Annotated in this window: 25 protein-coding genes; 6 read left to right on the top strand and 19 right to left on the bottom strand. The window is 72.5% G+C overall.

The genetic code is table 11. The features are described 5' to 3' along the window. Window positions 1-31: 31 nt before the first annotated feature. From AB4Y78_RS06760 to AB4Y78_RS06735, 6 genes are read right to left on the bottom strand one after another with little or no spacing between them, the layout of a single operon-like run. On the bottom strand, window positions 32-1,108 hold the full coding sequence (locus AB4Y78_RS06760; RefSeq protein WP_007928695.1) for an acyl-CoA dehydrogenase family protein: 1,077 nt from the start codon (window positions 1,106-1,108) through the stop codon (window positions 32-34). Then, window positions 1,105-2,274, bottom strand: coding sequence for an acyl-CoA dehydrogenase family protein (locus tag AB4Y78_RS06755; RefSeq protein WP_007928693.1), 1,170 nt, complete (start codon window positions 2,272-2,274; stop codon window positions 1,105-1,107). Before AB4Y78_RS06755 ends, AB4Y78_RS06760 begins: the two co-directional genes overlap by 4 nt. Continuing rightward, window positions 2,267-3,484, bottom strand: a complete 1,218-nt coding sequence (locus AB4Y78_RS06750; protein WP_259910366.1) for an acyl-CoA dehydrogenase family protein — start codon at window positions 3,482-3,484, stop codon at window positions 2,267-2,269. Before AB4Y78_RS06750 ends, AB4Y78_RS06755 begins: the two co-directional genes overlap by 8 nt. 15 nt (window positions 3,485-3,499) lie before the next feature. Beyond that, a complete protein-coding gene (locus AB4Y78_RS06745) occupies window positions 3,500-5,026 on the bottom strand; it encodes a class I adenylate-forming enzyme family protein (RefSeq protein WP_259910368.1) in 1,527 nt (508 codons plus the stop codon). Beyond that, the gene (locus AB4Y78_RS06740; RefSeq protein ID WP_265230925.1) at window positions 5,023-5,841 is read right to left on the bottom strand and encodes an SDR family oxidoreductase; all 819 of its coding nucleotides are present in this window, start codon (window positions 5,839-5,841) and stop codon (window positions 5,023-5,025) included. Before AB4Y78_RS06740 ends, AB4Y78_RS06745 begins: the two co-directional genes overlap by 4 nt. Then, entirely contained in the window at window positions 5,841-6,602 is a 762-nt protein-coding gene (locus AB4Y78_RS06735; RefSeq protein ID WP_259910373.1) for an SDR family oxidoreductase, read from the bottom strand. Before AB4Y78_RS06735 ends, AB4Y78_RS06740 begins: the two co-directional genes overlap by 1 nt. Window positions 6,603-6,709: 107 nt before the next feature. Between AB4Y78_RS06735 and AB4Y78_RS06730 the strand changes: the two genes are divergently transcribed. Beyond that, a complete protein-coding gene (locus AB4Y78_RS06730) occupies window positions 6,710-7,180 on the top strand; it encodes a MaoC family dehydratase (protein ID WP_259910375.1) in 471 nt (156 codons plus the stop codon). Here AB4Y78_RS06730 and AB4Y78_RS06725 read toward each other — a convergent pair. From AB4Y78_RS06725 to AB4Y78_RS06715, 3 genes are read right to left on the bottom strand one after another with little or no spacing between them, the layout of a single operon-like run. After that, on the bottom strand, window positions 7,170-7,679 hold the full coding sequence (locus AB4Y78_RS06725) for a thioesterase family protein (RefSeq protein ID WP_259910377.1): 510 nt from the start codon (window positions 7,677-7,679) through the stop codon (window positions 7,170-7,172). The two genes, AB4Y78_RS06730 and AB4Y78_RS06725, sit on opposite strands and share 11 nt — an antisense overlap. Beyond that, window positions 7,676-8,629: an NADPH:quinone oxidoreductase family protein gene (locus tag AB4Y78_RS06720; RefSeq protein ID WP_265230920.1), complete on the bottom strand. Its 954-nt coding sequence runs from the start codon at window positions 8,627-8,629 to the stop codon at window positions 7,676-7,678. The genes AB4Y78_RS06725 and AB4Y78_RS06720 overlap by 4 nt, the downstream gene beginning before the upstream one ends. 11 nt (window positions 8,630-8,640) lie before the next feature. After that, window positions 8,641-9,642, bottom strand: coding sequence for an NADP-dependent oxidoreductase (locus tag AB4Y78_RS06715; RefSeq protein WP_265230918.1), 1,002 nt, complete (start codon window positions 9,640-9,642; stop codon window positions 8,641-8,643). Window positions 9,643-9,777: 135 nt separating this feature from the next. On the opposite strand from AB4Y78_RS06715, the gene AB4Y78_RS06710 reads away from it, so the two are divergent. After that, complete coding sequence (locus AB4Y78_RS06710; RefSeq protein ID WP_265230916.1) at window positions 9,778-10,563, top strand: SDR family oxidoreductase; 786 nt, start codon at window positions 9,778-9,780, stop codon at window positions 10,561-10,563. A gap of 20 nt (window positions 10,564-10,583) precedes the next feature. Here AB4Y78_RS06710 and AB4Y78_RS06705 read toward each other — a convergent pair whose 3' ends face one another. Genes AB4Y78_RS06705 through AB4Y78_RS06690 form a run of 4 tightly spaced genes read right to left on the bottom strand, consistent with a single transcriptional unit; the run spans window position 10,584 to window position 14,267 of the window. Next, window positions 10,584-11,264 carry a TetR/AcrR family transcriptional regulator gene (locus AB4Y78_RS06705; protein ID WP_265230912.1) on the bottom strand — a complete coding sequence of 227 codons (681 nt, stop codon included), beginning with the start codon at window positions 11,262-11,264 and terminating at the stop codon, window positions 10,584-10,586. Window positions 11,265-11,274: 10 nt separating this feature from the next. After that, window positions 11,275-12,315 (bottom strand): phosphotransferase family protein, encoded by a 1,041-nt coding sequence (locus AB4Y78_RS06700; RefSeq protein WP_259910384.1) that lies wholly within the window; start codon window positions 12,313-12,315, stop codon window positions 11,275-11,277. A 15-nt stretch (window positions 12,316-12,330) separates the two neighbouring features. After that, window positions 12,331-13,557 (bottom strand): acyl-CoA dehydrogenase family protein, encoded by a 1,227-nt coding sequence (locus tag AB4Y78_RS06695; RefSeq protein WP_306513653.1) that lies wholly within the window; start codon window positions 13,555-13,557, stop codon window positions 12,331-12,333. Window positions 13,558-13,598: 41 nt separating this feature from the next. Beyond that, on the bottom strand, window positions 13,599-14,267 hold the full coding sequence (locus AB4Y78_RS06690) for an HAD family hydrolase (RefSeq protein WP_306513655.1): 669 nt from the start codon (window positions 14,265-14,267) through the stop codon (window positions 13,599-13,601). A gap of 146 nt (window positions 14,268-14,413) precedes the next feature. On the opposite strand from AB4Y78_RS06690, the gene AB4Y78_RS06685 reads away from it, so the two are divergent. From AB4Y78_RS06685 to AB4Y78_RS06675, 3 genes are read left to right on the top strand one after another with little or no spacing between them, the layout of a single operon-like run. Beyond that, on the top strand, window positions 14,414-15,709 hold the full coding sequence (locus AB4Y78_RS06685; protein ID WP_265230907.1) for an MFS transporter: 1,296 nt from the start codon (window positions 14,414-14,416) through the stop codon (window positions 15,707-15,709). Next, window positions 15,706-16,512: an enoyl-CoA hydratase-related protein gene (locus AB4Y78_RS06680; RefSeq protein WP_265230905.1), complete on the top strand. Its 807-nt coding sequence runs from the start codon at window positions 15,706-15,708 to the stop codon at window positions 16,510-16,512. The genes AB4Y78_RS06685 and AB4Y78_RS06680 overlap by 4 nt, the downstream gene beginning before the upstream one ends. Before the next feature lie 55 nt (window positions 16,513-16,567). Further along, complete coding sequence (locus AB4Y78_RS06675; protein WP_441714973.1) at window positions 16,568-17,167, top strand: dienelactone hydrolase family protein; 600 nt, start codon at window positions 16,568-16,570, stop codon at window positions 17,165-17,167. Between the two features lie 3 nt (window positions 17,168-17,170). Here the strand turns inward: AB4Y78_RS06675 and AB4Y78_RS06670 are convergent, their stop codons facing one another. From AB4Y78_RS06670 to AB4Y78_RS06650, 5 genes are all read right to left on the bottom strand, one after another. Then, window positions 17,171-18,130, bottom strand: coding sequence for a phosphotriesterase family protein (locus AB4Y78_RS06670; RefSeq protein ID WP_265230901.1), 960 nt, complete (start codon window positions 18,128-18,130; stop codon window positions 17,171-17,173). Beyond that, on the bottom strand, window positions 18,087-18,419 hold the full coding sequence (locus AB4Y78_RS06665) for a hypothetical protein (RefSeq protein ID WP_306513663.1): 333 nt from the start codon (window positions 18,417-18,419) through the stop codon (window positions 18,087-18,089). The genes AB4Y78_RS06670 and AB4Y78_RS06665 overlap by 44 nt, the downstream gene beginning before the upstream one ends. Before the next feature lie 139 nt (window positions 18,420-18,558). After that, on the bottom strand, window positions 18,559-19,122 hold the full coding sequence (locus AB4Y78_RS06660; protein WP_265232049.1) for a methylated-DNA--[protein]-cysteine S-methyltransferase: 564 nt from the start codon (window positions 19,120-19,122) through the stop codon (window positions 18,559-18,561). Continuing rightward, entirely contained in the window at window positions 19,119-19,598 is a 480-nt protein-coding gene (locus tag AB4Y78_RS06655) for an RNA polymerase sigma factor (RefSeq protein ID WP_441714970.1), read from the bottom strand. Before AB4Y78_RS06655 ends, AB4Y78_RS06660 begins: the two co-directional genes overlap by 4 nt. Next, entirely contained in the window at window positions 19,585-20,112 is a 528-nt protein-coding gene (locus tag AB4Y78_RS06650; RefSeq protein ID WP_441714969.1) for a methylated-DNA--[protein]-cysteine S-methyltransferase, read from the bottom strand. The genes AB4Y78_RS06655 and AB4Y78_RS06650 overlap by 14 nt, the downstream gene beginning before the upstream one ends. Window positions 20,113-20,177: 65 nt before the next feature. On the opposite strand from AB4Y78_RS06650, the gene AB4Y78_RS06645 reads away from it, so the two are divergent. After that, the gene (locus AB4Y78_RS06645; protein ID WP_441736982.1) at window positions 20,178-21,101 is read left to right on the top strand and encodes an NADPH:quinone oxidoreductase family protein; all 924 of its coding nucleotides are present in this window, start codon (window positions 20,178-20,180) and stop codon (window positions 21,099-21,101) included. On the opposite strand, the gene AB4Y78_RS06640 is transcribed toward AB4Y78_RS06645, so the two are convergent. Further along, window positions 21,082-22,116 (bottom strand): IS481 family transposase, encoded by a 1,035-nt coding sequence (locus AB4Y78_RS06640; protein WP_259921758.1) that lies wholly within the window; start codon window positions 22,114-22,116, stop codon window positions 21,082-21,084. The two genes, AB4Y78_RS06645 and AB4Y78_RS06640, sit on opposite strands and share 20 nt — an antisense overlap. Window positions 22,117-22,232 lie beyond the last annotated feature (116 nt).

The raw sequence follows: 22,232 nt of genomic DNA, 5'->3' as shown, positions 1-22,232 counted from the left end.
CGGGTCGAAGGGGGTGGGTCGAGTCTGTCGGTCAGCTCACCGGCAGGTCCACGAGGGCCGCGAGGTCGCTGCGGTGTCGGTCGGGGGTCCCGAGGGCCAGTCGGTCGGCGGCAGCCCGCTTGAGCCGGGTGTGCACGGGCGCCTCCCACGTCATGCCGATGCCGCCGTGCAGTTGCAGGGCCTCCTCGGTCGCGCGGACCGCGGCGTCGGAGCAGTAGGCCGCGGCCGTCGCGGTCGCGATCTGCGCCTCCGGGCCGTGCGGGTCGTCGGCGAGCACGCCGGCGGCCTGACGCGCCGCGGCCTGCGTGCCGACGAGCAGCAGGTAGAGGTCGGCCAGGCGGTGCTTGATCGCCTGGAAGGAGCCGATCGGCCGGGCGAACTGCACCCGGGTCTTCGCGTACTCCACCGTCGTCTCGAGGGACCACTGGGCCAGGCCGAGCTGCTCGGAGGCGAGCAGGGCGGCGCCGGCCGCCAGACCCGCGTCGACCGCGGCACGCGCCGCGTCGCCGGTGGCGATCTCGCTGCCCTGCCCCGTGACCGTCACCCGGGCGAGCGGTCGGGTCATGTCGAGCGAGGTGATCGGCTCGAGCTCGACGTCGTCCCGGCCGAGGGCACGAAGGGAGGTCTCGCCCCCGTCGTCGGTCACGGGCACGAGGAAGAGGTCGGCGGTCAGCGCTCCGGCGACCGGGGCGACGACGCCGTCGACCGGCGACCACGCGCCGCGCCGCGCGGTCCACGGCAGGGCGAGGGTCGCGACGACCTCGCCCGAGGCCAGCCGCGGCAGGTGGGTCTCGTCGCCGGCCGACAGCAGCGTGGTCGTCGCGACGACGGCACTCGTGAGGAAGGGCGTGGGCGCGACCGCCCGGCCGAGCTCCTCGAGCACGACGGCGGCCTCGCGGGCGCTCGCGCCGACCCCGCCGAGCGACTCCGGCACGAGCAGGCCGGCGACGCCGAGCTGCTCGGCGAGGGTGCGCCACAGAGCGCTGACGTCGGTGTCCGGCTCGTCGGCCAGGCGGGCCGGCAGTCCCTCGTCGAGGGAGCGCTGGAGGGTCGAGCGGACGCTGCCGCGCAGCGACTCCTCGACGTCGGTGTAGAGCAGGTCGGTCATCGCGGCACGTCCTTGAAGGCGATGCCCTTGTCAGGGCGGTGGTCCGGGGGCAGGCCGAGCACCCGCTCGGCGATGACATTGCGCATGATCTCGCTCGTGCCCCCTTCGATCGAGTTGCCCTTGGCGCGCAGGTAGCGGTAGCCGGGGCCGTGGCCGAGGAAGGAGCCGCCCTCGGGGCGAACCATGGTCCAGTCGTGGTACTCGAGCCCCTCCTCGGGCGCGAGCTCGAGGGCGAAGGCGCTCACCTGCTGCGCCTGGTGGGCGAAGGCGAGCTTCATCGCCGAGCTCTCCGGCCCGGGCTGCCCGGCCTCCAGGCCCTGGCGCAGCCGCTCGCCCGCGAGCCGGGTCACCTCGGTCTCGACCCACCACCGCATGAGGTCGGCGTGGGTACCGGGGGTGCGCACCGCGGGGTCCTCCCGCCAGCGCTGCGTCACCAGACCGATCTGGCCGGCCTCGCGCTCGCTGCCGGCACCGATGGCCACCCGCTCGTTGTTGAGGGTCGTCGTCGCGACGCGCCAGCCCTCGCCGACCTTGCCGACGCGGTGCGTGTCGGGCACCCGCACGCCGGAGAGGAAGACCTCGTTGAACTCCGCCTCGCCGGTGATCTGGCGCAGGGGGCGAACCTCGACGCCCGGGTCGGTCATGTCGACGAGGAAGTAGGTCATGCCGGCGTGCTTGGGCACCGAGGTGTCCGTACGGGCCAGCAGGATCGCGAAGTCGGCGTTGTGGGCCCCGGAGGTCCACACCTTCTGCCCGTCGACGACCCACTCGTCACCGTCGGGCACCGCGCGCGTGGCGACCCCGGCGAGGTCGGACCCGGCGCCCGGCTCGCTGAAGAGCTGGCACCAGATCTCCTCGCACGCGAAGAGGGGCCGCAGGTAGCGCTCCTGCAGCTCCTGCGTACCGAAGGCGAGGATCGTCGGGGCCGCCATGCCGAGGCCGATGCTGTTGCGCCCGACGTCGGGGCGCGGCGCACCGGCCGCGTCGAGCAGGGCGTCGACCTCGAGCTGCCGGCCGCGCGCCAGGCCCAGTCCACCGCGCCCCTGCGGGAAGTGGACCCACGCCAGGCCGGCGTCGAACTGTGCACCGAGGAAGTCGGCGGGAGCCGTCGTCTGCGGGTCGTGGCTCGCCAGGAGCTCCTCGACCCGTCGCTGCAGGTCAGTCACGGGCGCTCCTCCTGCGGATCTCGTGACGGGCCAGCGCGTTCTTGTGCACCTCGTCGGGGCCGTCGGCGAAGCGCAGCGTGCGCACCTGCGCGTACCACTCCGCGACGGGGAAGTCCTGGCTCAGGCCGCCGGCGCCGTGCACCTGCACCGCCTTGTCGACGATCCACTCCACGGTGGCCGGGGCGGCGATCTTGATCGCCTGGATCTCGGTGTGCGCCCCCTTGTTGCCCACGGTGTCCATGAGCCAGGCGGCCTTGAGGGTCAGCAGGCGCAGCTGCTCGATGCGCACCCGGGACTCGGCGATCCAGTCCCGGATGACGCCCTGGTCCGACAGCGGCTTGCCGAAGGCGACCCGGCTCGCGGCACGGTCGATCATCAGCTCGAGCGAGCGCTCGGCGATGCCGATGAGGCGCATGCAGTGGTGGATGCGGCCGGGGCCGAGGCGGGCCTGGGCGATGGCGAAGCCCGCGCCCTCCTCGCCGATGAGGTTGCTCGCCGGGACGCGCACGTCGGTGAAGTCGATCTCGGCGTGACCGCCGTGGTCGCGGTCGTCGTAGCCGAGGACCTTCATGCCGCGACGCACCTCGACCCCGGGGGTGTCCCGCGGCACGAGGATCATCGACTGCTGCCGGTGGCGGTCCGCCGACGGGTCGGTCTTGCCCATGAGGATGAAGACCTTGGCATTGGGGTTCATCGCGCCGGAGATGTACCACTTGCGACCGTTGATGACGTACTCGTCACCGTCGCGCACGATCGAGGTCTCGATGTTGGTCGCGTCCGAGCTGGCCACGCGCGGCTCGGTCATGGCGAAGGCCGAGCGGATCTCGCCGGCGAGCAGCGGGGTGAGCCACTGCTCCTGCTGCTCGGGGGTGCCGAACATGTGCAGCACCTCCATGTTGCCGGTGTCCGGTGCGGCGCAGTTGGTCGCCACCGGTGCGATGTGCAGGCTGCGACCGAGCACCTCGCACAGCGGCGCGTACTGGAGGTTGGTCAGGCCGGCGCCGTCCTCACCGGGGAGGAAGAGGTTCCACAGCCCCTGGCTGCGGGCGGCCTCCTTCGCCGGCTCGATGATCGGCGGTGGCGCCCACACGTCGGGCGCGGCGTCGAGCTGCTCCTGGTAGGTCGCCTCGATGGGGTAGACGTGCTCGTCCATGAAGGCGGTGAGCTGCTCGCGCAGCTCGAGGGTACGGGCGTCCAGCGCGAAGTCCACGGGTCGCTCCCTTCGTCAGGTGGTGGGTGTGGCGGCCCGGGCGGGCCGCTCGCCGGAGGTGGCGATGGTCGGTCGGTCGAGGGCCCGCTTGAGGATCTTGCCCGTGGCCCCCTTGGGCAGCTCCTCGACGAGCTGGTAGATCCGGGGGACCTTGTACGCCGCCAGGCGCTCCTCGAGCCAGGAGCGCAGGGCGGCCGGCTCGATGTGGGCACCGGGCTGCGGGGTGACGACGGCGGCGATCTCCTCGCCGAGCCGCTCGTCGGGCACGCCGATGACGGCGGCCTCGCGGATGTCGGGGTGGCCGTAGAGGACCTCCTCGACCTCGCGGGGGTAGACGTTGTAGCCGCCGCGGATCACGAGGTCCTTCTTGCGGTCGACGATCCACAGGTCGCCGTCCTCGTCCATCCGGCCGATGTCGCCGGTGAGGAACCACTCCCCCTCGAAGACCGCGGCGGTCGCGTCGGGGCGCTGCCAGTAGCCGCTCATGACGTAGGGGCCGGCGATGGCCACCTCGCCGGTCTCGCCGGGCGGCAGCTGGTTGCGGTCCTCGTCGAAGATCGCGAGCGCACCGCCGGGCAGGGCCCGGCCGACGCTCATCTCCTTGCGCGGGAGGTCGGCCCGGTTGAAGGTCGCGGCACCCGCGGTCTCACTCAGGCCGTAGCCGTCGAGGACGACCGCGCCGAAGCGCTCGCGGAAGGCCTTGGCCACCTCGAGCGGCAGCGCCGCGCCTCCCGAGCACGCCAGGCGAAGGGAGGTCAGGTCCTGCGGGGCGACGTCGGTGTCCGCGTGGAGCATCGCATTCCACATCGTCGGGACCCCGGCGACGGCGGTGAGCTGCTCGTCGGCGGCCATGCGCAGCAGGCCCGCCGGGTCGAAGGGCCGCTGCAGCGACAGGCAGCCACCGGCGGTGTAGACGGTGAACATCACCGACGACTGGCCGAAGACGTGGAAGAGCGGCAGGGCCGTGCCCATGCTCTCCCGCGGCCCGAGGTCGAGCGCCTCGGCGAGCGAGGCACCGCAGCCGAGCAGGTTGCCGTGCGTGAGGATCGCGCCCTTGGGGGCGCCCGTCGTGCCCGAGGTGTAGAGCAGCACGGCCGGGTCGTCGGTGGCGACGGAGGCCGGATCGGGCGACCCCTCGGGCTGCGGGACGCACCCCGGCTCGAGGACCCAGGTCGCGAGACCGCCCTCCTGCGCGGTCGCGGTGAGCGCCTGCGACCCCTCGTACCAGCCGATCGCGAAGGTGCAGCCGGCGTCCTGGACGAAGTGGGTCAGCTCGCGCTGGGTGCACAGCGGGTTGACCGTCACCGCGGTCGCCCCGAGGGCGAGGACGGCGTGGTAGGTGAGGACGAACTCGGCACTCGTCGGGACGACGAGCAGGACCCGGTCACCGGGGCGCACGCCCCGACGGGTCAGCTCCTCCATCGCGCCGCGGATGCCGGTGCGCAGCTGCGCGAAGGTCCACGAGCGCTCGCCCTCGCGCAGGGCGGGGGCGTCCGGCGTCGTGTCGGCCCAGCGCCACATCAGCTCGGCGGTGCCGCTCATCGCGTGCTCTCCCTCAGGTGGCGCTGGTAGCGCTGCATGCCGCCGATCCACCGGTCGTGGTCGTCGACCTTGCGCCGGAGGAACTCGCGCACGTCCTCGTGCGGGGTGATGAGGAAGCGGCCCTCGGCGACGGCGGCGAGCACCTGGTCGGCAACGTCGCGCGGAGTGAGCACCTCGCCGGCGCCGGTGACCGCGGCCGCGGCGACCCGGCCACCTGCGTCGTCGCCGGAGGTCATGCCGCTGCGCAGCATGTCGGTGTCGACACCCATCGGGCACAGGCAGCTGACCCCGACGCCGTCGTCGCCGTAGGTCACGGCGAGCCACTCGGCGAAGGCGACGGCACCGTGCTTGGAGACGGAGTAGGTCGCCGAGCCGATCTGCGTGAGCAGCCCTGCGGCAGAGGCGGTCGAGACGAAGTAGCCGGTGCCGCGCTCCACCCAGCCGGGCACGAGCTGACGGGCGGCGCGCACGTGCGCGAGGAGGTTGATGTCGAGCGCGGCCTGCCACTGCGCGTCGCTGGCCGAGAGGCCGAGGCCGTCGCCGATGCCGGCATTGGCGAAGAAGAGGTCGACCGGGCCGTGGGCCTGCTCGGCGGCGGCGATCATCGCGGCGATGACCTCGTCGCTCGAGGCGTCGCCGGGGACGGCGACCGCGTCGAGACGCTCGGCCGTCGCGACCACGCGCGCCTCGTCGAGGTCGGAGACGATGACGTGCGCACCCGCGTCGACGAGGGCCTGGGCGATGGCGGCACCGATGCCGCCGGCGGCGCCGGTGACGACCGCGACCTTGTCCTGGACCTGCATCGGAGCGCCCATCAGTCGCACGGCCCGCCGGCGACGTAGAGGACCTGACCGGTGGTGAAGCCGGCCCCCTCGCTCGCGAAGAAGGACACCGCGTGGGCGATGTCGGCCGGGGTGCCCGTGCGGGCGACGGGTACGGCAGCGCTCGCCTGCGCCTTGAGGTCCTCGAAGGAGATCCCGATGCGCTCGGCCGTCTCGGCGGTCATCTCGGTCTCGATGAAGCCCGGGGCGATGGCATTGGCCGTCACGCCGAACCTGCCGAGCTCGATGGCCAGGGTCTTGGTGAAGCCCTGCATGCCGGCCTTGGCGGCCGAGTAGTTGACCTGGCCGCGGTTGCCCTGGGCGGAGGTCGAGGAGAGGTTGACGATGCGGCCGTACCGCTCGGCCGTCATGTGGGTCTGGCAGGCGCGCGTCATGAGGAAGGCCCCGCGCAGGTGCACCGCCATGACCGCGTCCCAGTCGGCGACCGACATCTTGAAGATCAGGTTGTCGCGGATGATGCCGGCGTTGTTGACCAGGACCGTCGGCGGGCCCAGTTCGTCGACGATGCGCTGCACCGCGGCGGCCACCTGCTCCTCGTCGGAGACGTCGGCCCCGACGGCCAGGGCACGACCCCCGGCGGCGGTGATCTCCTCGACGAGGGGCCCGCAGGCCGACTCGTCGAGGTCGAGGACGGCGACGGCCATCCCGTCGGCGGCCAGACGGCGGGCGACGCCCGCACCGATGCCCCGGGCCGCGCCCGTGACGACGGCGACGCGCTGCTGGTCTGTGGTCATGTGAGAGCTCCTGTGGTCTCGACTACCTGATGACCTCGACGCTACTTGAAGCCGGGTTCAAGTTCAACTAGGTTCGAGGGACCAGATCGTGACCGAAGGAGCTCACCGTGACCCAGACCGCGCAGCACCGCCCCACCTCCGTGCAGGACCTCAAGGACCTCGTCGGCACCCGGCTCGGGCCGACCGACTGGCACGTCGTCGACCAGGCGAAGATCGACGCCTTCGCCGACCTCACCGGCGACCACCAGTGGATCCACGTCGACCCGCAGCGGGCGGCCGACTCCCCCTTCGGCTCGACGATCGCGCACGGGCTCTACAGCCTCTCGCGCACGCCGGCCTTCCTGGAGGAGCTCATGGCCTTCGACGGCTTCGCGCACAGCCTCAACTACGGCTACGACAAGGTGCGCTTCATCCACCCGCTGCCGGTGGACTCGCGCATCCGCCTCGTCGCCGAGCTGGCATCGGTCGAGGAGACCGGCCCGGGGGCGGTCAAGGTCGTCACGACCCTCACCGTCGAGGCCGAGGGCATCGACAAGCCGATCCTCGTCGCGGAGTCGATCGGCCGCTTCAGCGCCTGACCCCGATGGCCCCGCACGTCGGGGCCGGCCAGGGCAGTGCCGCGTGGGCCGCCACGAGCTCGTCGATCCGCTCGGCGATCGTGGGGGCCCACGTGCACGCCCGGCGGGTCGTCAGGTCGACGTGCGCCTCGAGGACCTCGAGCGAATTGGCCACCTGCCCGGTCGTGCGGTCGACGACGAAGGAGATCGCGTGCATGACCTTGTCGCCACGCGCCACCCAGCGCAGGTGCACGCTCACCTCGTGGCCGACGTGCACCTCGCCGAGGAAGCGCAGGTGCTGCTCGACGCTGAAGATGCTCCAGCCGGTCTCGGCCCGGTAGGCGTCGTCGACCCCGAGCGCCGTGAGCGCCGCCTCGGCGCCGCGCAGGTGCAGGTCGTAGTAGCGGGCGACGTTGACGTGGCCGTTGACGTCCTCCCACTCCGGCGGGGCCGTCTCGACGATCACCGCCGGGAGGGCGAGGACCTCCTGGATCGAAGGGGGCGGCGCCGCGGTCGTCATGGGAGCAGCAGCACCTTGCCGGTGACCTGCCGGGTCTCGAGCGAGCCGATCGCCGCGGCCGCCTCCTCGAGCGGGTAGGTCGTGCCGAGCACCGGGTCGAGGGCGCCGCTGCGCAGGTGCGGGAGCATCGCCTCCCACTCGGTGCCGATGTGCCCGGGGCGAGGCATCGCGTAGGCGCCCCAGCCGACCCCGACGACGCTGATGTTGTTGAGCAGCAGCCGGTTGACCTTGACCTGCGGGATGTCGCCGGCGGTGAAGCCGATGACGAGCAGGCGACCGTGCTCGCGCAGCGCACGCAGCGAGTCGGTGAAGCGGTCGCCACCCACGGGGTCGACGACGACGTCGACGCTCGCCTTGCCCACGGCGTCGAGGAAGCCGTCGGCGAGGACGACCTCGTCGGCACCTGCGGCCCGGGCGATCTCCCCCTTCGCCTCGGTGGAGACGACACCGATGACCCTGCCGGCACCGAAGGCCTTGGCCATCTGGATCGCGGCGGTGCCGATGCCACCGGCGGCGCCGTGCACGAGGACGGTCTCGCCCTCGGCGAGGTGACCGCGCTCGAGCAGCGCGAAGTAGACGGTCGCGTAGTTGAAGGTGAAGGCGGCACCCGCCTCGAAGCCGACCTCGTCGGGCAGGCGGAAGGTCAGGTCCGGGCTCGCCTGGGCGACCTCGGCAAAGCCCCCGAGCATCGTCAGGGCCGCGACCCGGTCACCGGCGGCGAAGCCGCTGCCCTCGGGCGCGGCCGTGACGACCCCGGCCACCTCTGCCCCCGGGACGAAGGGGAGGTCCGGCTTCATCTGGTAGAGCCCGCGGGTCTGGAGCAGCTCGGGGAAGGCCACGCCGGCGGCCTTGACCTCGATCGTCACCTGGCGCGGGTCCGCCGGTGCAGGGACGTCGACGAGCTCGACGGCCTCGGGGCCGTCGAGGGAGGAGATGTGGATGGCGCGCATGTGGGGCCCTTTCAGATCGCGAGGAGGAGCTTGCCGGTGTTGACCCCGTCGAAGAGGCCGAGGAGTGCGTCGGGGAAGGCGGGGACGCCGCCCTCGAGGATCGTCTCGGTCGCCACGAAGCGACCGCCGCCGATGAGCTCGCTGATCCCGGCGATCGCCTCGCCGTAGCGGTCCTCGTAGTCCATGACGACGAAGCCCTGCATGCTCGCGCGGAAAACCAGCAGGGCCATGTAGCGCCGCGGTCCCTCGGCGAGGGTCTCGTCGTTGTAGGTCGAGATGGCGCCGCAGACGGCGATGCGCGCGCCGTGCGCGAGATTGGCCAGCGCGGCGTCGAGCAGCTCGCCGCCGACGTTGTCGAAGTAGACGTCGACACCGTCGGGAGCGGCCCGGCGCACCTGGCGCAGCAGGTCGCCCTCGCGCCGGTCGATGACTTCGTCGAGACCGAGGTCGCGCAGCCAGGCGACCTTGTCCGGGCCGCCGGCGACGCCGATGACCCGGCACCCCTTGGCCTTGGCCAGCTGGGCGACGGTGGATCCCACGGCGCCGGCCGCTGCCGAGACGAGGACGGTGTCACCGGGCTGGGCCCGGCCGACGTCCTCGAGCCCGAACCACGCGGTCATGCCGGGCATCCCGAGCGCGCCGAGCCAGGTGCTCATCGGGGCGACGTCGAGGTCGAGGCGGGCGACCCCCTTCCCGTCCGAGATCGCGTACTCACGCACCCCGAAGGTACCGCTCACGACGTCACCGACGGCGAAGTCGTCGTGCTGGGACGCGACGACGGTGCCGGCGCCGAAGGCGCGCATGACGGCGCCGATCTGCACCGGCGGCAGGTAGGAGCGCACGTCGTTGAGCCAGCCGCGCATCGCCGGGTCGAGCGAGATCTGCTGCAGCTGGACGAGGAACTCCCCCGGCCCCGGCTCGGCGACCTCGGTCGTGGCGAGCTCCCAGGTGCTCGCGTCGGGGCGGCCCTGTGGGCGGGCGGCGAGACGGATCTCCTGCGAGGTCCGGGACATGTGAGCTCCTGTGGTCGACGTGCCGGTGCGGCGCCAGCCTGTCACAATGTGAATCTGGCTTCAACTACTGTTGAACCCTGATTCAGGTCACGCTACGGTCGAGGGGACACCCCCCCTTCGAGCGTCAGGACTGACATGGACCTCACCGCACTCTTCTCCCTCGAGGGCCGCGTCGCCCTCGTCACCGGCGGCAGCCGCGGCATCGGCCGGATGATCACCGAGGGACTGCTGGCGCAGGGCGCCACGGTCTACATCACCGCCCGCAAGGAGGAGGCCTGCCGGGCCACCGCGGCCGACCTGTCGCAGCAGTACGGCGAAGGGCGCTGCGTCGCCCTCCCCAGCGACGTCTCGACGACCGCCGGGATCGCTGCGCTGCTCGACGCCTTCCGCGAGCACGAGGACCACCTCGACGTCCTCGTCAACAACGCCGGCGCGGCGTGGGGAGCGGGCTTCGAGGAGTTCCCCGAGAGCGGCTGGGACAAGGTCATGGACCTCAACGTCAAGGCGCCCTTCTTCCTCACCCAGGCGGCCAAGGCGCTGCTGCTCGCTGGCCGCGAGCGAAGCGGTCACCTGGCCAAGGTCATCAACATCGCCTCGATCGACGGGCTCTCGCTCAACCCGCTGGAGACCTACAGCTACCACGCGAGCAAGGCGGGGGTCGTGCACCTGACGAAGCGCCTGGCGGTCCGGCTCGCACCCGAGGGCATCATCGTCTCGGCGATCGCGCCGGGCGCCTTCGCGTCGTCGATGAACAAGGAGGCCCGTGACGAGGAGGAGGCGACCGCCGCCCAGATCCCCTCGGGCCGGATCGGGCGTGACGAGGACATGGCCGCCGCGGCGGTCTACCTGGCCTCCGACGCCGGCGACTACGTCGTCGGCAGCACGCTCACCGTCGACGGCGGGGTCAACATCGCCCGATGAGGGCGGGCGGGTCCTGCGCGTCAGTCGGCGCGCAGGACCGGCTGGGTCAGGCCGAGCGCATTGGTCCACAGCCGGGTCGCGGTCGTGACGACGTCGTCGACCGTCTCGGGGCCACCGATGACGAAGACGTCGTAGGCCAGGCGGGCCACCATGCCCGACAGGGCCATCGCCGCGAGCTCCGGGTCGACGTCACGGTCGGCGAGGCCGCGCTCCTGCAGGTCGCGGATGGCGCGCGAGTTGCGGGCGACGAAGGCCTCGCTGCGCGCCCGACGCAGCTCGCGGAAACGGGGATCGACGGCAGCGACCTGCTGGAGCAGGACGTTGAGCTTGGCATTGCGCCGGAAGGCCTCGAAGTAGGCCCGGTTGCTCGCGGCGATGATCGCAATCGGGTCGTCCGTGCTCTCGATGCGCCCCGTGCCCGGGTGGAGCATGTCGCTCTGCGCCTCGTGCAGCACGACAGCAAGGACCTCGTCCTTGCTGTCGAACCACGTGTAGAAGCTGCCGATCGAGCACTTCGCCTCGGCGGCGATGTCGACGAGGCGCGAGTCGACGTAGCCGTCCCGCTCGAAGACCGTGCGTGCGGCCGCGATGAGCGCATCACGGGTCCGCTTACCCCGGGCGGTCTGGGGCAGGGTCCCCAGCCGCTCGACGTCGACGAGGTCGGGGACCTCGTGGGTGGCGGTGTCGCGCTCGCTGGGCATGGCGGACACCCTAGTCCGCCGAGCCGTCCAGGACGGTGTGCGCGAAGTGGACGAGCTGGTCGACCGCCTCGGCGGGGATCGCGCCGAGCGCCGTGAGGTTGCGCGGGTCGTCCTGCTGCCGGCGGCGCACCCCCTCGAGGATGATCGCGAGCTTCCACAGCCCGAGTGCGTGCCAGAAGGGCACGGCGGAGACGTCACGGCCGGTGGCCCGTGCGTAGCGGTCGACGAGCTCGGCCCGGGTGGCGAAGCCCGGGGTCGTCGACGCGTCGAAGCGCATCGTCGGCGGGTCGCCGGCCATGGGCCAGTAGGCGAGCAGCGTGCCGAGGTCGGCGAGCGGGTCGCCGAGCGTGCACAGCTCCCAGTCGAGGATCGCGCGCACCCGGGCGGTCTGCGGGTCGATGATGACATTGCGCAGGTGGCTGTCGCCGTGGACGAGGACGACCTCGTGGGCTCCCGGGTCGAGGGCGACGAGTCGCTCGGAGAGCCGCTCGAGCTCGGGCACGTCGCGGGTGCGGGAGAGCTCCCACTGCCCGGCCCAGCGCCGCAGCTGGCGGGCCGCGTAGGGCTTGTGGCTGGCCAGGTCCGCCAGGCCGACGCCCTCGAGGTCGACGGCGTGGATGCGGGCGAGGGTGTCCACGAGCTCCAGGCCGGTCGCGTGGCGCGCGTCCGGGCCGAGCCGCTCGGCGTCCTCGCGCCCGTCGAGGACCGCTCCCTCGACGAAGGAGACCGCGAGGAGCGGCACGTCGGTGACGGCCGGGTCCTCGCACAGCCCGTACACGACGGGCACCGGCACGTCCGTGCCCTGGAGCGCGGAGAGGATCCGGTGCTCGCGGGCCACGTCGTGGGCCGAGGCGAGCAGCTCGCCGAGCGGTGGCCGGCGCAGCACGACGCGGGCCCCACGGGCGTCCGTGGCGAGGTAGGTGAGGTTGGACTGCCCGAGCCCGACCCGGGCGTAGTCCACCGGCTCCTCGATGCCGATGCCCAGACCCGCCAGCCACCGGGTCGTCGCCCCGGTGTCGAGCCCCTCCGTCACGTCACTGCGATCACTCATGCTTCGTCCTTACCGTCAGCCCTGGTCCTTGCCCCACTGGGGGCTGCGACGACGGTACTCCCGTCGTGCGATGGTCATCTTGTGCACCTCGTCCGGGCCGTCGGCCAGGCGGAGGGTACGCATGTGGGCGTACCACTGGGCGAGCGGGAAGTCGTCGCTCACGCCGCCACCGCCGTGGATCTGGATGGCCCGGTCGAGCACCTTGAGCGCGACGGCGGGCGCGGCGACCTTGATGGCGGCGATCTCGGTGCGCGCCACCTTGTTGCCCACCGTGTCCATCAGGTGCGCGGCCTTGAGCGTCAGCAGCCTGGCCATCTCGATCTCGATGCGCGACTCGGCGACCCAGTCCATGACATTGGCCCGGTTGGCCACCGGCTCGCCGAAGGTCACCCGCGACTGGGCGCGGTCGATCATCAGGTCGAGGGCCCGCTCGGCGACCCCGATGGCGCGCATGCAGTGGTGGATCCGGCCGGGCCCGAGGCGGGCCTGGCTGATCATGAAGCCGTCGCCCTCACCGGCGAGCAGGGCCTCGCGGGGCACGCGCACGTCGGTGAAGGTCACCTCGGCGTGCCCCTCGCGGTCCATGTAGCCGAAGACGGGCAGGCCGCGCTCGATGCGCACCCCCGGGGTGTCGATCGGCACGACCATCATCGACTGCTGGCGGTGGGTGGGGGCCGACGGGTCGGTCTTGCCCATGACGATGAGGACCTTGCAGTTCTGGTGCAGGGCGTTGGAGGTCCACCACTTGCGGCCGTTGATGACGTACTCGTCGCCGTCGCGGACCATCGACGTCTCGACATTGGTCGCGTCCGAGCTGGCGACGGCCGGCTCCGTCATGGCAAAGGCGGAGGCCATCTCGCCCGCGAGCAGGGGCCCAAGGTAGCGCTCCTTGTGCTCGTCGGTGCCGAAGAGCGTGAGCACCTCCATGTTGCCGGTGTCGGGCGCATTGCAGTTGATGGCCTCGGGGGCGATCTCGATGCTGCGGCCGGTGATCTCGGCGATGTGGGCGTACTCGAGGTTCGTCAGACCGGGCCCCCACTCGGGGTGCGGGTGGAAGAGGTTCCACAGGCCCTGCCGACGGGCCTCGGCCTTGAGGTCCTCGAGGACCTGCGGGTGGTGGTTGGCGTCGCCGGAGGCGCGCATCTGCTCGCGGTAGACGCTCTCGGCCGGGTAGACGTGCTCGTCCATGAAGGCGAGCATCCGGTCGCGGTAGTCCTGGCCGCGTTCGCTGAGGTCGAGCATCGTGGGGTCCTTTGGTCGGGGTCGTGGTGGTCGAAGGGAGATCAGGCCGGGGTCGGCGTCGGCAGGCCGAGCACCTCGCGGACGGCGCGGACGGTGTCGGCGGCGGTGCGGTGGTGGATGCCGCGGATGCCCAGACGGGCCGCGCCGACGAGGTTGTGCTCGAGGTCGTCGACCATGACGCACTGCTCGGGCGCGAGGCCGAGGCGGTCGGCGGCGATGGCGTAGATGCGTCGCGAGGGCTTGCGCACGCCGACCTGCCCGGAGATCACGGTGACGTCGAAGAGCTCGTCGAGGTCGACCCGTGCGTAGCAGTCGCGGCCCAGCGAGTTGGAGACGAGCGCGACGGGCACGCCGGCCGCGCGGACCTCGCGGACGAGGTCGACCATCGGCTCGTCGAGGTCGAGGTGGTGCGCGAGCCGGGCGAGCAGTCCGCGAGCCTCGACCCGGCCACCGACCTCGGCGATCGCTGCCGCGAAGGCGTCCTCGAAGCCCTCGTCGTCCAGCCGCCCGACCTCGTGCTCGCCGAGCGCGGTCCGGGCACCCTCGTGCGTCGCGAGGAGGCGCAGGGCGGTGCGCGGGTCGAGGCCGGACTCGACGGAGAGGGCGCCGAAGGCGCGCTCGAGCGGGACGGTGAGCACTCCCCCGAAGTCGACGAGCAGCGCCGCGGCAGCGGGCTGCCGGCACTGGGCCGTCGGTGACGTCGTCGTCATCGTGCGCTCCTCGGGTCGATCGGCTCTGGTCGACCGATGTCCCTCACAGGTATACTTGAACTCGGATTCAGATACAAGCCTGACGAGGAGCCGAGATCACCACCGCCACCGCCCCGTATCGCAGCGCCACGGCGACCGCGATCGCGGTGCTCTTCGGCATCACCGGCCTGGGGAGCGCCGCCGTCGCGGTCGCGCTGCCCACGCTCGCCGACGACCTCGAGGTCAGCACCGGCCGCGCCGCCCTCGTCGTCAGCTGCTACTCGCTCGCCCTCGCCGTCGGCAGCGCGGTCTGCGGGCGCCTGGGCGACCTGCTCGGCATCCGCCTGCCCCTGCTCGTCGGCCTCGCGATCATGGTCACGGCGGCCAGCGCCGGGGCACTCGTCGACTCGCTGCCGGCCCTCGTCGTGACGCGCACGCTGCAGGGGCTGGGCGCCTCGGCGGCGCCGGCCCTCACCCTCGCCGCGGTCCAGGCCCTCTTCGCCGGCGACGCCCGGGCGCGTGCCCTCGCGACCTATGCCGGCATCGGCGGCACGGTCAACGCGCTCGGCCCGGTCATCGGGTCGGCGCTCGTCGACCCCTTCGGCTGGCGCCCGGTCGTGGCCATCCCCGTCGCCACCCTCGCCCTCGCCCCCTTCGTCTGGCGGGTACTGCCCTCCGACCGGCAGGCCGGCGCCACCCTGGACCCCGTGGGGACCCTCCTCGTCGCGCTCGCCGCGCTCGGCGCCGTGCTCTCGCTCCAGGCCGCGACACTCGGGCCGCCCGTCGCGCTCGTCGGCCTCGCGCTGCTCGTGCTCGCGACGCCGACGGCCGTGCTGCGATCCCGCCGGGTCCCCACCGGGATCGTGCCGGCCGCGCTGCTGCGCAGCGACGCCGCGGTGCGCTCCCTGCTCACCGCGGCCAGCCTGTCGTCCGCGTGGTTCGGGATGCTCGTCGCGGTGCCGACGAGCTTCGCCGGGCGCGGGTGGACCGGCGTGCAGGTCGGCCTGCTCCTCGTGCCGGCTGCGGTCCTGGGCGTCGTCGCCCCGCGCATCACCGGCCCGCTCCTCATCCGGCTCGGCGCCGTGCGCAGCCAGCTCGTCGCGACGACGGGCGTCACCGCCGCGGTCCTGCTGGCCGCGCTGGGCACCGCTGCCGGGCGGCCGGCGCTCGTCGTCGCCGCGACGCTCGCGCTCATGCTCTCCTTCGGCCTCGGGCAGCCGGCGATGACCACGCTCGTCGCCGACTCCGTCCCGCGGGTGACGCGCGGCGGCGCGCTCGGCCTGCTGACGCTGTGCTTCCTGCTCGGCGGCAGCCTCGGCGCGGCGGCCGTCGGCGGCCTCGGCGACGCCCTCGGCTGGCCACGCGCCCTCGCCCTGCTCGCCGCCCTCCCGGCGATCGGCGCGCTCGCCTTCGCCCGCCCCCTTCGTCCGAACCCGATCCTCGACACCCAGGAGCACGCATGACCACCGACCACGTCCTCGACGACCTCACCGACGGCATCCTGACGATCACCCTCAACCGGCCCGACCGCCGCAATGCGATGTCACCGGAGATGATCGAGCGTCTCGGCGACCTCCTCGAGCGGGCCGACACCGACCCGGCCGTGCGGGTCGTCGTCCTCACCGGTGCCGGACGCGCCTTCTGCTCCGGCGGCGACGTGCAGCAGTTCGACGCGGACGGCGGCGAAGGGGGCGGCGCCAGCGAGGTCGACCCGGCCGCGGTCGCCGAGCAGCTGCGCCACCAGGAGCGCACCGTGGGGCGCCTCCACGCCCTGCGCGTCCCGGTCGTCGCCGCCCTGCCGGGCGCGGCAGCCGGCGCCGGCCTCGGGCTGACCCTCGCCGCCGACCTGCGCATCGGCACGCCCCGCACCGTCGTCGCGACGGCCTTCGCGAGCATCGCCCTGTCCGGCGACTTCGGTGTCGCCTGGCTGCTCGAGCGGCTCGTCGGGCCAGCGGTGGCCCGCGAGCTGATGTTCTTGAACCCGCGCCTCGACGGGCAGGCCTGCCGCGACCTCGGCCTGCTCAACCGGATCGTGCCGGAGGAGGAGCTCGCGGCGCGCACCCGCGAGCTCGCCGAGCAGCTGTCCGCCGGCTCGGCGGGCACGCTCGCGAGCATCAAGCGCAACCTCCTCGAGGCACCGACTCAGACGCTCTCGGAGTCGATGGCTGCCGAGGTGCCGCGGCACAAGGCGTGCGGCCTGACCGCCGACCACGTCGAGGCGGCTCGAGCCTTCGTCGAGAAGCGGCCGCCGGTCTTCGCGCGCTGACGAGGTCGGGCTGCTCCCGCGCGACGCTGTCGGCGCACGGGTCTACGGTCAGGACATGGCACAGGTACTGCTCTTCCCGTCGGTCCTCGGTGTGCGTCAGGGCATCACCGACCTCGCCGAGGCACTCACCACCGCCGGCCACAGCGTGACCACCGTCGACCACCTCGAGGGCGTCACCTTCGACGACTACCCGACCGCCGCAGCCCGCTCGCAGGAGATCGGCTTCCCCGCGCAGATGGCCTACGCGCGCGGGGCCACCGAGGGGGTCGCCCCCTTCGTCGCCGTCGGCTTCTCCAACGGCGCCGCCATGGCCCAGTGGGTCGCCGCCCAGCGCCCGGCCGACGCCCGCGGCGTCGTCATGGTCGGCGGCGGGATGCCCATGCGCCACCTCGAGGCGACGTGGCCGCCCGGGGTGCCGGGGCAGGTCCACGTCACCGCCGGCGACCCCTTCCACGAGGAGGACCGGCAGTTCGACCCGATGGTCGACGAGCAGCTCCAGGACGACGTCGAGCAGGCCGGCGGCGCGTACTCGTACGTCGAGTACCAGGGCGAGGGACACCTCTTCAACGACCCGACACTGACGTCGGAGTACCAGCCGGAGGAGGCGCGCATCCTCACCCGGCGGATCATCGAGTTCGTCGACGAAGTCGGCTGAGCCTCACTCGAAGTAGCGGCGGGGGTTGTCGACGAGCATGGTGTCGATGTCGCCCTGGCCCGCCCCGCCCTCGAGTAGTGCGGGGATGACGTCCTCGCTGATGTGGCGGAAGTTCCACCGCGGGACGACCTGGCGCTTGGCCTCGGGGTCGAACCAGTCGATGAAGCACGAGGCGTCGTGGGCGAGCACCATGCGCTCGGCGTAGCCGCGACGTAGCAGCTCGAGCACCGTCGCGACCCGGTCCTCGAAGGGCAGGAGCACGTCGAGCCCGAAGCGGTCCATGCCGAGGTATGAGCCGGCGTCGGCGACCCGGCAGAGGTAGTCGACGTCGGTCGTGTCGCCGCTGTGGCCGACGACGACCTTGCCCAGGTCGGCGCCCTCCTCCGCGAGCACGCGCTGGGCGACGAGCCCGGACTGCGTGTGCGGGTTGGTGTGGACGGTGATGGGCGCGCCGGTGCGCACGTGGGCCTGGGCCACCGCCCGCATGACCCGCTCGACACCCGGGGTCAGTCCCTGCTCCTCGATGGCGCACTTGAGGAAGCCGGCGCGCACCCCGGTGTCCGCGATCCCCTCGGTGAGGTCCTTGACGAAGAGCTCGGTGAGCGGCTCCGGGACGTCGAAGAGCAGGCCGGGGCCGGTGTGGTGGAACTGGAAGGGGATCTCGTTGTACGTGTACACGCCCGTCGCGACGACGATGTTCAGGTCGACCTGCTCGGCCACCCGCTGGACCCGCGGCAGGTAGCGGCCGAGACCGATGACCGTCGGGTCGAGGATCGTGTCGATGCCGAGGCCGGGCAGCTCGCCGAGGTCCGCGACGGCCTCGGCCACCTTGGTCTCCTCGTCCCAGTCGGACTGGTAGTTCTGCCGGTACTCCTCGCCGACGACGAAGATGTGCTCGTGGGCGAGGACCCGCCCCAGGTCAGCGGAGTCGACACTCCCGGTCACGGTCGGTACGGCCACCATGGCGAACTCTCCTTCGAGTTGGGTGGCCCGAGCCTAGGCGTAATGTGAACTCAAGTTCAAGTGTGGCGCGGCAGGAGGTCAGCGCAGCACCCCGCGGCTCCGGGAGCGACCACGCCGCGGCTTCCGCCACGACGAAGGCGACGGTGAAGAGCGAGAAGACGACGGCCTCGCCCGAGGCTCCCCCGCGCTCGAGGACGAAGGGGACGGTGAGCGGCGCGACGATCGACGCGATCCGCCCGAATCCGGCCGCGGCGCCGGCACCGGTGCCCCGCAGCGCTGCCGGGTGCATCTCGGGCGTGATCGCGTAGAGCGCACCCCACGCCCTGAGGTTGCGGCGCCCGAGCCGAGCAGCACTCTCGGGTGCTGGCGGGTGAAGGGAAGGCGTCCCAGTCGCTCGGCGCGGGTCGCCCCGGCCGGTGGGGTGCTGCTCATCGAGCTGCCTCGAGCTCGAGCAGCGCGTGCTTCGCCTCGGGGCCGCCGCGGTATCCCCCTTCGCTCCCGTCGCTGCGCACGACCCGGTGGCAGGGCAGGAGCAGGGGCACGGGGTTGTGAGCGCAGGCGCTACCGACGGCCCGGACCGCGCGGGGCCGGCCGGTCATCGCGGCCACCTCGGCGTAGGTGGCGGTGCGGCCGAAGGGGATGCCCGGCAGCGCCGTGACGACCTCCCGGCGGTAGCCGTGGAGCAGACGCAGGTCGAGCGGCACCTCGGGTGCCGGCCCACCGCTGAAGTAGCCGTCGAGACCGCGGGCGACGTCGTCGAGGCGCGCCGGGGCCTGCAGCACCCGGGGGCTGACCCGCTCGGCGAGGTCGGCCAGCACGGCGTCGTGACCCTCGATCTCGAAGCCGACCCGCACGACGCCCTCGGGTGTCGCCGCGACCAGCAGGGCACCGAGGGGCGAGTCGAGCACGCGGTAGGCGACGTCGAGCAGGCCCTCGTCGGCCGCCCGGGTGACGAGCCGCGCGTGCAGGCGGTCGATGTCGGTGGCGGTCATCGGATCTCCTTGTCCCGCAGGGTCTTCAGCCCGTCGCTGGCGGCGCGACGGGCGGCGGCGGGCGACCCGCCGACGAGGTCGACGATCTGCGCGTAGCTCAGACCGCCGAGGTAGCGATAGGTGATGACGTGGCGCTGCTTGTCCGGCAGCGCGGCGACGTGCCGCCAGATGCCCTCGTCGCCCTGCTCGGCGGCGGAGGTGGCCAGCTCGGGCAGCTCCGCGACGGGGTCGGTGGCCCGCCGAGCACGCGCCCGGTGGACGTCGATGCACTTGCGTCGCGCGACGGTGACGAGCCAGGCCTCGACGTCGAGGTCGGTCGGCAGGTCTGGCCACGCCCGCAGCGCCGCGACGAAGGTCTCGCTCCACGCATCGTCCACGTCGGCGGCGTCGACGAGACCGCGGCAGACCGACAGCACCCGCGGCCCGTGCTGCCGCACGACCTGCTCGAAGGGGGCGGGCCCCTCAGAAGAGCGCATCGCGCTCCCGGGCCGGGGGCTCTTCGAGGGCGAGCAGCGTGCGCTTGCGGTCGAGCCCGCCGGCGTAGCCGGTGATCGAGCCGTCGGCCCCGACGACGCGGTGGCAGGGCACGAGGAGCGAGATCGGGTTGGCCCCCACGGCGCGGCCGACGGCCTGGGCTGCACCACCGGTCTCGCGGGCGAGGTCGCCGTAGGTGACGGTCTGCCCGTAGGGGATGCGCTCGAGCAGCGCCCAGACCCGCTGGTGGTGCTCACCCCCGCGCAGCTCGTAGGACGTCGTGAAGTCTCTCCGCCTGCCCGCGAGGTACTCCTCGAGCTCGGTGGCGAGCGTCGCGAGGACCGGCTCGGCGGCGGGGTCGACGCGGGGTCCGTGATCAGCGCCCTCGGGCAGGGTCCAGTGGCCGGGGAAGTACAGGCCGACGAGCACCGCCCCCTCCCCGGTGGCGTGGGCTCGGTCGACGACGGCAGTCAGCTCGCCCAGCTGCGTCGCGAGGACCGCGTGCCGTGTCGCCATGAGGTCGATCATGTCCCATGGACGTCTGCGGGAGCAGATGTGTGAGGTCGGTAGCCTCCTGACCCATGAGCATCCGCGCCTGGCAGGTCCACGCATTCGGCGACGCCGCCGACGTCCTCACCCTCGGTGACATCGAGCGCCCCACCCCCGGCCCCGACCAGGTGCGCGTGCGGGTTCGGGCGACGGGCGTGAACTTCGCCGACACCCTCCTGTGCCGCGGCGAGTACCAGGTCAAGCCGTCGCCCCCCCTCGTCCCGGGGCTCGAGGTCTGCGGTGACGTCGTCGAGGTCGGCGAGCGGGTCACCCACGTCGCCGTCGGCGACCGGGTGCTCGGCGGCACCGACCTGCCCCACGGCGGCTACGCGCAGGAGTGCCTCCTCGACGGCGCGAGCACCTTCATCGCGCCGGAGGGGCTCGACGACGCGGGGGCCGCGGCGCTGATGATCAGCTACCAGACCGGCTGGTTCGCGTTGCACCGCCGGGCTGCGCTGCAGGCCGGCGAGCACCTGCTCGTCCACGCTGCCTCCGGTGGGGTCGGCTCCGCCGCCGTCCAGCTCGGCAAGGCGGCCGGCGCCCACGTCATCGGCGTCGTCGGTGGTGCTGACAAGGTGGCGATCGCCCGCGAGCTCGGCTGCGACGTCGTCATCGACCGACGGGAGCAGGACGTCGTCGAGACGGTCACCCAGGTGACGGGTGGCCACGGCGCCGACGTCGTCTACGACCCGGTGGGCGGCCCGTCGTACACCGCGAGCACCAAGTGCATCGCCTTCGAGGGGCGGATCGTCGTCGTCGGCTTCGCCAGCGGAAGGGTGCCCGAGCCGCGCCTCAACCACGCGCTCGTCAAGAACTACTCGATCCTCGGCCTGCACTGGAGCCTCTACCAGCAGCACGACCCGGCGGCCGTGCAGGAGGCGCACGCCGACCTCGTCCGGCTTGCCGACGCGGGCGCGGTGCGGCCGCTCGATTTCCCTAGGTGTAACTGGGCATGACCTTGGTGACGCGGGTCTTGGCGCGGGTTGCGGGTGGCTGGTCCCCGATGGCGCTGTGGGGGCGATGGTAGTTGTAGTGGATCAGCCAGGTTTGCAGGTGTTGGCGGCGTTCTTGTTCTGAGGTGTAGGGCGCGGCGTAGAGGGCTTCGCGTGCCATGGTCTGTTGGTAGCGCTCGACCTTGCCGTTGTGCTTGGGCGTGTAGGGCCGGATCCGCTTGTGCCGGGTCGCGAAGGAGTGCACTGACCGGGTGAAGTCTTTGGCGGTGTAGCAGGGGCCGTTGTCTGTGACGATCCGGGTGAAGCGGGTGATGCCGTGAGCGCGGAAGAACACGCGGGCGCGGAAGAGGAACCCGATCGCGGTGCTGGCTTTCTCGTCCTCGTGTGCCTCGGTGTAGGCCAAGCGGGTGTGTCCGTCCACGGCCGAGTGCAGGAACGTGTACCCGACTCGTGTGCCTCGGTTCTTGGGGGCTTTGTGGCGGGCCCTGTCGGCATCGGAACCGCGTCCGTGGACTCGCCAGCCCCCGCCGTCGGGGATACGTCCGACCTTCTTCACGTCCACGTGGATCATGTGGCCGGGGTAGCTCGCGGTGATCTTGCCCGGTGGGTGCTCGCGCAGCAGTTGCCCGTCGGTGTCCAGGTGCCGCAGCCGGTTGAGGCCCTCACGGCGCAGGATCCGCGCGATGGTGCACACCGCCACGGGTGTGCCTTCCTGGGCCAGGTACAGGTGGATACGCCGTGCGGACCACCTGCGACGTCGTAGCTGGATGATCCGCTCCACCACGGCTTCGCTGGTCGCGGTCGGTGAGCGGCGGGGCCGGCTGGAGCGGTCGTGAAGACCTTCCTCGCCGTGTTCACGCCACCGGGCGACCCACTTCGAGAGGCACTGACGAGAGATCCCGGCCTCGGCCGCGACATGCGCGATCGGACGAGGCGCGGTCCCTTCCACCAGGCCCAGGACCCGCTCGACCTGACGGCGGCGACCACACGCAGTCCACGGGGCATTAGCGTGGGACATAGGGCAGGTTCCTTCCGACTCATGAGGCTTCGAACACCTTCATCTTGTCGCCAAGGGACCTGCCCGCCCTACACCCGACCTGGTGTCACCAACCTCATGCCCCGCAACACCTAGGG

Origin of the sequence: Janibacter sp. RAF52 (assembly GCF_052114035.1) — a bacterium.
In the GTDB taxonomy this organism is placed as follows: domain Bacteria; phylum Actinomycetota; class Actinomycetes; order Actinomycetales; family Dermatophilaceae; genus Janibacter; species Janibacter hoylei.
This window is presented reverse-complemented; position numbering and strand designations above follow the sequence as displayed.

Bases quoted from the DNA above. Each gene is read 5' to 3' on its own strand.
- AB4Y78_RS06760 (WP_007928695.1), bottom strand. From the start codon at position 1,108: ATGACCGACCTGCTCTACACCGACGTCGAGGAGTCGCTGCGCGGCAGC.
- AB4Y78_RS06745 (WP_259910368.1), bottom strand. From the start codon at position 5,026: ATGAGCGGCACCGCCGAGCTGATGTGGCGCTGGGCCGACACGACGCCG.
- AB4Y78_RS06740 (WP_265230925.1), bottom strand. From the start codon at position 5,841: ATGGGCGCTCCGATGCAGGTCCAGGACAAGGTCGCGGTCGTCACCGGC.
- AB4Y78_RS06735 (WP_259910373.1), bottom strand. From the start codon at position 6,602: ATGACCACAGACCAGCAGCGCGTCGCCGTCGTCACGGGCGCGGCCCGG.
- AB4Y78_RS06725 (WP_259910377.1), bottom strand. From the start codon at position 7,679: ATGACGACCGCGGCGCCGCCCCCTTCGATCCAGGAGGTCCTCGCCCTC.
- AB4Y78_RS06720 (WP_265230920.1), bottom strand. From the start codon at position 8,629: ATGCGCGCCATCCACATCTCCTCCCTCGACGGCCCCGAGGCCGTCGAG.
- AB4Y78_RS06715 (WP_265230918.1), bottom strand. From the start codon at position 9,642: ATGTCCCGGACCTCGCAGGAGATCCGTCTCGCCGCCCGCCCACAGGGC.
- AB4Y78_RS06710 (WP_265230916.1), top strand. From the start codon at position 9,778: ATGGACCTCACCGCACTCTTCTCCCTCGAGGGCCGCGTCGCCCTCGTC.
- AB4Y78_RS06705 (WP_265230912.1), bottom strand. From the start codon at position 11,264: ATGCCCAGCGAGCGCGACACCGCCACCCACGAGGTCCCCGACCTCGTC.
- AB4Y78_RS06700 (WP_259910384.1), bottom strand. From the start codon at position 12,315: ATGAGTGATCGCAGTGACGTGACGGAGGGGCTCGACACCGGGGCGACG.
- AB4Y78_RS06695 (WP_306513653.1), bottom strand. From the start codon at position 13,557: ATGCTCGACCTCAGCGAACGCGGCCAGGACTACCGCGACCGGATGCTC.
- AB4Y78_RS06690 (WP_306513655.1), bottom strand. From the start codon at position 14,267: ATGACGACGACGTCACCGACGGCCCAGTGCCGGCAGCCCGCTGCCGCG.
- AB4Y78_RS06680 (WP_265230905.1), top strand. From the start codon at position 15,706: ATGACCACCGACCACGTCCTCGACGACCTCACCGACGGCATCCTGACG.
- AB4Y78_RS06675 (WP_441714973.1), top strand. From the start codon at position 16,568: ATGGCACAGGTACTGCTCTTCCCGTCGGTCCTCGGTGTGCGTCAGGGC.
- AB4Y78_RS06670 (WP_265230901.1), bottom strand. From the start codon at position 18,130: ATGGTGGCCGTACCGACCGTGACCGGGAGTGTCGACTCCGCTGACCTG.
- AB4Y78_RS06665 (WP_306513663.1), bottom strand. From the start codon at position 18,419: ATGCACCCGGCAGCGCTGCGGGGCACCGGTGCCGGCGCCGCGGCCGGA.
- AB4Y78_RS06660 (WP_265232049.1), bottom strand. From the start codon at position 19,122: ATGACCGCCACCGACATCGACCGCCTGCACGCGCGGCTCGTCACCCGG.
- AB4Y78_RS06655 (WP_441714970.1), bottom strand. From the start codon at position 19,598: ATGCGCTCTTCTGAGGGGCCCGCCCCCTTCGAGCAGGTCGTGCGGCAG.
- AB4Y78_RS06650 (WP_441714969.1), bottom strand. From the start codon at position 20,112: ATGGCGACACGGCACGCGGTCCTCGCGACGCAGCTGGGCGAGCTGACT.
- AB4Y78_RS06645 (WP_441736982.1), top strand. From the start codon at position 20,178: ATGAGCATCCGCGCCTGGCAGGTCCACGCATTCGGCGACGCCGCCGAC.
- AB4Y78_RS06640 (WP_259921758.1), bottom strand. From the start codon at position 22,116: ATGTCCCACGCTAATGCCCCGTGGACTGCGTGTGGTCGCCGCCGTCAG.